Source organism: Cohnella sp., assembly GCF_041640265.1.
In the GTDB taxonomy this organism is placed as follows: Bacteria; Bacillota; Bacilli; order Paenibacillales; family Paenibacillaceae; genus Cohnella.
Map to the genome: position 1 here is coordinate 1 of NZ_JBEQAP010000106.1, position 4,111 is coordinate 4,111.

Here is a 4,111-nt window from a genome sequence, read left to right on the forward strand (position 1 = left end):
ATAAATATTCGCCAGCAGGGGGCTAATGACTCCGCCTTATGAGAAGTAACTCATTATGCAAAGTAAATTGCTAAGACCCCCGTATTCAAAGGAATCATAGTCGAATTTACTTTGCATAATATCGATTCTAGTTAGATACTAGTCAGCCAGGCTATGAGATCCTCATCTTGGTTCCATTGCGGCAGTCCCTCCGAAACCATGTTCGGATAGGCCTGCTCCAATGCCTTTCGTTTCAATTCCGTATCCGCACGTGCGTAAACCTCCGTTGTTGCAATGTCGACATGCCCTAGCAGATCCCGGATGTAGATTAAATTAACGCCAGCCTGTAGTAAATGCATTGCTTTTGTGTGCCTCAAAACGTGCGGGGTCACTTTTTCAGGAATGGCTGAAGTTACGGTACGCGCAAGAGATACATATTTATCCAAAATAAATGCCACGCCTTCTCGCGTCATCTTCCTTCGCTGTCTGTTACAAAATAATGGCCGATCCAGCATGCCGTTCTGGAGCAAATGGTTTTCGGTCATGTACTGTCTGAGTACTGCTTCCGTGTTAGACATAAGCGGAACATGCCTTGTTTTGCTTCCTTTGCCGGTAATACTTAGAACTGGAGGCGGGTCTAAACGAACGTCCCGGACACGAAGATCAACTAATTCCTGTACCCGTGCCCCTGTATCGTACAAGACGGATAGCAGTGTCGCATCCCTACGACCTCCAGACGTTTTTAGGTCTGGCTGCGCCAGTATGAGTTGCAGCGAGTCCGGAGTAAGATGGTTCACTGTCGGCTTCGGTGCCTTTTTCATTGGAATGGCAAGGATCTTTTGGTAGGTAACTAAACCAACTGGATGTTCCGTCTGTACGTAGCGGAAAAACGCATGAATGCAAGCTAGGCGTTGGTTCCGTGTAGAAATGCCGTTGTTCCTTTTCTCTTCGAGCCACTTTACAAAGGCGAGTATAAGTGTCTCATCTACTTGTGCAAAAGTGAGTCGTTCAATCGAGAGTCCGCTCTGTTTACAGTAGGTGAGAAACAGCTTAAACGTGTCGCGGTAAGAAGAGATCGTATTAGGACTCATGTTCCGTTGCCCAGGAAGATAAGCAGATAAATATTGAGATAAAGCCTTGGCAAAGTCAGTCGGCTTCAAAACCCTCGCCTCCCATGGCGGGGATCACGTGACCGAAGACATGTTCCACCTTTGCTGTAATATCCGGATATAGCTCCGCGGTAAGCCGCAAATATTGGGATGTGTCGCTGAATGAATGGTGTCCCAAGTAAGTTTTAAGGATCGGCAGATAAGCGGTTAGATCCTTTCCTTCCAGAACCCATCGGCGCAGGCAATGTACGGCAAAAGTATGACGGAAGTCGTGGATTCGCGGACCCTTTCCCCAACCGCCATGGGAAATTCGTGCCTTCCATAGGAATTTCCTAAAGTTCTTGTACACATTGTTATGGGTGACCGCTTCTCCGTTCAGAGCCGGAAAAAAGTATGCTTCGGCACCTGAAAACATATGAACCTGCTTTACATAGGCATGGCACCGCTGAAGGAGCTCATGGGGTAGAGGAACGAGTCTGTCCTTAGTGAACTTCCCATCCAGAATGGTTAGCACACCGCGGTCCAGATCCACATCCCGCATTTTCAGATGAAGGGCTTCTGAAATCCGCAGACCGCAGCTGTAGAGCATACGAAACAAGAGCGGCATAATCCACTGTCTGTTTGGAACCTCGGGTCGGTAATGACAAGCGTCAGTCTGCTTAAAAAGCGCCGCGAGCTCTTCGCCACTGAAAATGTACGGGATGTATCGTGGTCCTTTTGGCATGATGTTCTTCGGCACTACATAAGCTTGAACGCCAAGACGGTTCATAAACATAGCCAGTTGCCGTACGGCAATAGTCCGGTTTTGCTGGGTAGCCTGGGCTTCATTCGGTCGCTTTTGAATCCACGCCTGGACCAGTTCCTTGCATAGATGTGGTTCTGTACAGCCATGTGCCACACAGAACTGATCAAACTTAAAGAGCATCTTCGCACTGCTGTCATACTTGTAGCCAAGCGATTGTTTTTGGCGGATCATAGCTTGGATGTATTCTTGTAAGGGGCTGCGGAAGAAGAATTTAGACATGAAGAAGTACCCCCTCAGGGTCCAACGCGCATTCGCGCAGCATGTCTACGTCCACCTTAAGATAAACAGATGTCGAATCCGAACTGACATGCCCCAGTATGTCCGAAATGACGGATAATGGCGTATTCTCTTGAAGAAGCTTGCTTGCCAATGTGTGCCGCAAAGAATGCATACCTTTCTTCTTCAGAGGGGAGATCGGAATTTTCGCCAACCTCATGTATTTAACGATGATCTGGTGTAACCTGTCCTCATCCGCGAAAGGCTCCAATGGCGCAAGATGTCGTAAGAATACATAAGGGGATTCTACCTTCGGACGGCCATTTTTGAGATAGTCAATGATTGCCCAGCCGACATCTGGCAAAAGCGGCAAGTTCAGCTCCCTCGAGGTTTTCGACTGTATAAGCGCAATACGATTCTCTTGCCATTTCAAATTCTCCAGCTTCAAGCGTTTGAGGTCTATTGTCCGTAGACCTAAGCGTGCAACTAAGAGGATCATGGCATAATCCCGTTTTCCAGCCGGATTGCCTCTGTCGATCGCTTCGAGCAATTTGGCAACATGGTCTGGCGTCCATACGGACGGAATGCGGTTCTGCTTCCTCGCCTTTATGGATGGAATGGTTTCGGCCAGATCTTGCGGATGAAGCTGGTTGCTGTGAAGGTAACGTAGAAATGACCGCAGCGCACAAAGTTGCTGCTCGACCGTTTTGTAGCTGTATCCAAGCAGGGTATTGATGTAGTCATTCAGATCGCGAGCGGAGATATCTGCACAATTTCGGACGTCTTTCGACTCCAGAAAGCTCAAAAATTTCTCGGCGATCTTCCTGTAATGATTCTGTGTCACCTTTGAATATTCTTTCATTTCGCAGTGTATGACGTAATGATGGAGCCTTTCTTCAAATGTCTTGCTCTGTAGAAGTTTCTTTTGCTTGTAATACCTGCGTAGGATACAGCCGTGTTGCTGAAAATCCCCAAGCATTCTGACCACTCGAAAGACGTTAATGATCGATTGCGTGAGTTTTCCGGTTTTCTCCAGTTCGAAGAAGTTGTACTCACGTTCAAGAAAATGGAGCCCGGCTTCCTCAGTGAATCGAGCCGAATTTTCTAATTCCAAAAATGTGGCGACTCGCCGCCACATCGACCTGTAATACTTGATCGATTGCTCGTTGTAGTGCAGGCGGTAAAGCTCTTTTTCGAGTCGAGCAGTTAATTCCGAAAATGGTACTTCCATGATACTACCTCCGAATTGTATAGTGAGAAGCTACTTCTCCTACTAAACATTTCGGAATATTATGCAAAGTAATTTTGGTTGAAGTCCTTTTCTAGCCTTGATTTGTGGGTTTTACTTTGCATAACGAGTTACTTCTCATAAGGGGGTTTATGCTAAGCTTTGCATAATCCGCCTTGCGGTGTTCCTTCTAGCGTCTCTTGTAACATTCCATCTACCATGACATCGGCGTTCAGGTAGGCTCGAATCAGCTTCAAGACGCGCTTGTCTGAAACTTTTCTCGCCACCCTCGCCATGAGGATGTCGTGGTTTACGCGATCAAAGAACTTCTCCAAGTCCATGTCCACTACCCAGCGGCATCCATCTTGGATGTAGGATTGCGCTTGTTTTACCGCGTCGTGGGCACGTTTCCTGGGGCGGAAACCAAAACTGTTCGGTGAAAAATGCGGATCGAAGATCGGTGTCATGACTTGCATAAGGGCTTGCTGGATCAGGCGATCCATTACGGTTGGGATACCTAACAGCCGCACCCCGCCTCCGGGTTTGGGGATTTCCACCCGTTTGACCGGCATCGGTCTGTAAGTACCCGATTGGAGTTCCGTTTTCACGGTTTCCCAGCGTTCCCACAGGTGAGCTTGTAGAGTCTCTACCGTCACTCCGTCGACGCCGGGCGCTCCGCCGTTCTGTTTCACTCGCTTGTAGGCGAGTCGAAGGTTGTTCCCCTCGAGCATTCGCTCCAGCAAGTCGTTCTGTCCTTCGCGAGAAGAATGGTCG

At 48.2% G+C, this 4,111-nt stretch carries 3 protein-coding genes and 1 pseudogene; all 4 read right to left on the reverse strand.

Features of this window, described 5'->3' with window-relative positions:
* Positions 1–131 precede the first annotated feature (131 nt).
* On the reverse strand, positions 132–1,139 hold the full coding sequence (locus ACESLK_RS29910; RefSeq protein ID WP_373233506.1) for a site-specific integrase: 1,008 nt from the start codon (positions 1,137–1,139) through the stop codon (positions 132–134).
* Positions 1,126–2,112 carry a tyrosine-type recombinase/integrase gene (locus tag ACESLK_RS29915; RefSeq protein ID WP_373233507.1) on the reverse strand — a complete coding sequence of 329 codons (987 nt, stop codon included), beginning with the start codon at positions 2,110–2,112 and terminating at the stop codon, positions 1,126–1,128. The genes ACESLK_RS29910 and ACESLK_RS29915 overlap by 14 nt, the downstream gene beginning before the upstream one ends.
* Positions 2,105–3,340, reverse strand: coding sequence for a tyrosine-type recombinase/integrase (locus ACESLK_RS29920; RefSeq protein ID WP_373233508.1), 1,236 nt, complete (start codon positions 3,338–3,340; stop codon positions 2,105–2,107). Before ACESLK_RS29920 ends, ACESLK_RS29915 begins: the two co-directional genes overlap by 8 nt.
* A 167-nt stretch (positions 3,341–3,507) precedes the next feature.
* Positions 3,508–4,111: pseudogene (locus ACESLK_RS29925) on the reverse strand (reverse transcriptase domain-containing protein); the annotation flags it as partial.

Bases quoted from the DNA above. Each gene is read 5' to 3' on its own strand.
- ACESLK_RS29915 (WP_373233507.1), bottom strand. From the start codon at position 2,112: ATGTCTAAATTCTTCTTCCGCAGCCCCTTACAAGAATACATCCAAGCT.
- ACESLK_RS29920 (WP_373233508.1), bottom strand. From the start codon at position 3,340: ATGGAAGTACCATTTTCGGAATTAACTGCTCGACTCGAAAAAGAGCTT.